Raw genomic sequence first — 3,145 nt, forward strand, 5'->3', positions numbered from 1 at the left:
CACCGGTCCGGCCGGGCGGCGGGCAGGTGCGGCGCGAGCGCCGCCGTCGACGGCCCTGCGCCCGGATGCTGGTTCATGGTCCTCCGTCCCGAGGCCGCCGGCGAGGAGCCCCGGGCGGTGCGGAGGAGGACGCTAGGGAGCCCGGCGCGACCCGGTGGGCGCTTGCGGGCAGGGCTTCGCGATGGCGAACGCCGCGGCGGTCAGTCCGGGACGTCCCAGGTGTGCACCGGCTGGTTGGCCGCGGACGCGGCGATGTAGCGCTCGACCATCCCGTGCAGTGCCTGCGTGCGGTCCAGCCCGCGGTCCTCGAGCGCGGCAACCGTGTCGACCTGCCACGACGAGCCCGTCTGGCGGGTGACGCAGCGGCGTTCCAGCACGGTCAGGTAGCGGTCGCAGACCGCGCCGCTGACACCCCAGCGGGCGAGCCCTTCGTGCGCGAGCGGGAGCAGCTTGCGCAGCGCGAGCTCGTCCGGGCGGATCCACCCGGTGCCCGGCCAGTACAGCGGCGCGTTCATCCCGTGCCGGGCCGAGGTCGTGAAGTTCTCCGCGGCCGCCTCGAACGACATCGACCTCCACAGCGGCTGCTCCGACTCGACGAGGGTGCGCAGCAGCCCGTAGAAGAACAGCGCGTTCGCGACCATGTCGACCGTCGTCGGACCGGCCGGCAGCACCCGGTTCTCCAGGCGGACGTGCGGTTCGGAACCGGAGATGTCGTAGATCGGGCGGTTCCAGCGCCAGATCGTCCCGTTGTGCAGCGTCAGCTCGGGAAGCGCGGGCGCGCCGTGCTCGCGCAGCTGGGCCATCGGGTCGACGTCGCTGGTGACCGGCATCAACGCGGGGAAGTACCGGGCGTTCTCGGCGAAGAGATCGAGTACCGAGTCGATCCACCGCTCGCCGAACCACACCCGGGGCCGCACGCCCTGGTTGCGCAGCTCGGGGGTGCGCACGTCACAGGACTGCTCGAACAACGGGATCCGGGTCTCCGCCCAGAGGTTCGAGCCCATCAGGAACGGCGAGTTCGCCCCCAGCCCGAGCTGCACCCCGGCCAGGCACTGGGCCGCGTTCCAGTACTTCCCGAAGTCCGCGGGCGCGACCTGCAGGTGCAGCTGCATCGACGTGCAGGCGGCCTCCGGAATGATCGTCTCGAAGTCCTCGGCCAGGCGTTCGGAGCCGCCGTTGCCGGTGATGTCGATCCGGATCGGCTCGCCGCGGGCGGTGAGCATCTGGTCGTTGAGGGCGGTGTAGCGGTCGTCCGGGGTGATCGACTCGGCGACCATGTGATCGGAGCGCAGCGTCGGCAGGATCCCGATCATGACCAGCTGGGTGCACAGGTCCCCGGCCTTGGCCCCGGCGCCGGCCAGCAGGTCCAGGAGCTCGTGCTCGAGCAGGCGCCACTGGTCCCCGGGCAGCGGCCGCGGCGGCAGGTTCAGCTCCAGGTTCCAGCGGCCGAGTTCGGTCTGGAACTCCTCGGCGTTGATCGTCTCCAGGACGTCGCCGCCGTTCAGGGACGGTGACAGGTCGGTACCGACGAGGCTGAACTCGATCTCCACGCCGGTCATCGGTTCGGAGTCGGCGAACGGGTACTCCCGCAACATCTCCTCGAGAGTGTCGAGACACCGCTGGACCTTGATGCGGTAGCGCTGGCGGTCGCGACGCGTGAACGTTGTCCGGTCGACGACCTGACCCATGCGAGAACCGACCTCCAAGAAGGGGGAGCGCCCGGCCAGGACCGGCTCCGGCAGGCGGCACTACACCGTGTCACATCGCCGGATCGAGCGATACCGGCTGACCGGGCTACTGGACGCGGCGGACGGTCGACGTAGTGGGATCATCGGTCCTCGTGGCCATTCTCACCCCCGTCGGACGGGCCGACGACCCGCGCCTGGACGACTACCGCGACCTCACGACCGCCGACCGGCGCCCGGACCGTCCGGGCGGGCGGGGGCTGGTGATCGCGGAGGGTGTCGTCGTGGTCCGGCGGCTGCTCGACTCCCCGTACCCGGTGCGGTCGCTGCTGGGCGTCCCGCGCCGCCTGGAGGAGCTGGCCGGCGACCTCGAGCCGCTCGACGTCCCCGCCTACGCCACCGACGCCGACGTGATGGCCGAGGCCGTCGGCTTCCACCTCAACCGCGGCGTGCTGGCCGTCGCCGACCGGGCCGAGGTCCCCGACCCGGCCGAGCTGGCCGCGCGTGCCCGGGTGCTGGCCGTCTGCGAGGGCGTCGGGGACCACGAGAACCTGGGTTCGCTGTTCCGCAACGCGGCCGCGCTCGGGGTCGACGGGATCCTGCTCGGCCCGTTCTGCTCGGACCCGCTCTACCGGCGCAGCGTCCGGGTCTCGATGGGGCACGTGCTGCGGGTGCCGTTCGCGCCCCTGCCCGGGCCCTGGCCCGCGTCACTGGACCTGTTGCGCGACGCCGGCCTGACGGTCGCCGCCCTGACCCCCGACCCGGATGCCGTGCCGCTGTCGCGGGCGGGGCTCTCCGGGCGCCGCACCGCCCTGCTGCTGGGCGCGGAGGGCCCCGGCCTGACCGACGATGCGCTGGCCGCCGCGGACGTCCGCGTCCGGATCCCGATGGCCACCGGCGTGGACTCGCTCAACGTCGCCACCGCCGCGGCCGTCGCCTTCCACGCGATCACCGGAGACGACTGAGCCCCGACACGCGCACGGACCAGGCTCCCGCGCGCGCCGGGACGCGCGCGGGAGCACCGAGTCGTGCGCACGACGGATCGGACGGGCGGGCGGGGGTCAGCGCTGGCCGCGGACGCCGAGTAGGACCTCGTCCCAGGACGGCATGACCGGCTTGCCCTTCTTCGTCCGCGACCGGGCAGCCGGGCGGGTGCCGGCGGCCGGCTTGGCGGCCTCGGAGCCGGTGGCCTCGTCCGGGGTGCTGGTCGGGGCCTCGGTAGCGGCCTCGGTCGCGCCGTCGTCGACGACGGAGGCGGCGGGCCGCTCCGGAGCCTCGGTCGTGGCGGGCTCGGTCGTCGCGGGCTCTGCATCCGCCGCCGGCCGAGTCCCGGTGGCCGCCGGGTCGGTGGGGGCCTGCGTCTCGGCGACGGCCGGGCTCTCCGTCCGGTCGGCCACCGGCGCACCGACGGTCCGGGTCGTGCGCTCCGGAGCGGCAGGGCGCTGCTCGACCGGGCGCGA

2 protein-coding genes and 1 pseudogene are annotated in these 3,145 nt (G+C 73.8%); 1 reads left to right on the forward strand and 2 read right to left on the reverse strand.

The window, feature by feature from the left end; all coding sequences use genetic code 11:
• Window positions 1–200 precede the first annotated feature (200 nt).
• The gene (locus I4I78_RS31455; protein WP_218615149.1) at window positions 201–1,688 is read right to left on the reverse strand and encodes a glutamate--cysteine ligase; all 1,488 of its coding nucleotides are present in this window, start codon (window positions 1,686–1,688) and stop codon (window positions 201–203) included.
• Between the two features lie 152 nt (window positions 1,689–1,840).
• On the opposite strand from I4I78_RS31455, the gene I4I78_RS31460 reads away from it, so the two are divergent.
• A complete protein-coding gene (locus tag I4I78_RS31460; RefSeq protein WP_218615150.1) occupies window positions 1,841–2,650 on the forward strand; it encodes an RNA methyltransferase in 810 nt (269 codons plus the stop codon).
• 96 nt (window positions 2,651–2,746) lie between these two features.
• On the opposite strand, the pseudogene I4I78_RS31465 reads toward I4I78_RS31460, so the two are convergent.
• Window positions 2,747–3,145: pseudogene (locus tag I4I78_RS31465) on the reverse strand (hypothetical protein); the annotation flags it as partial.

The organism is Pseudonocardia sp. KRD291 (genome assembly GCF_019263595.1).
Classification (GTDB): domain Bacteria; phylum Actinomycetota; class Actinomycetes; order Mycobacteriales; family Pseudonocardiaceae; genus Pseudonocardia.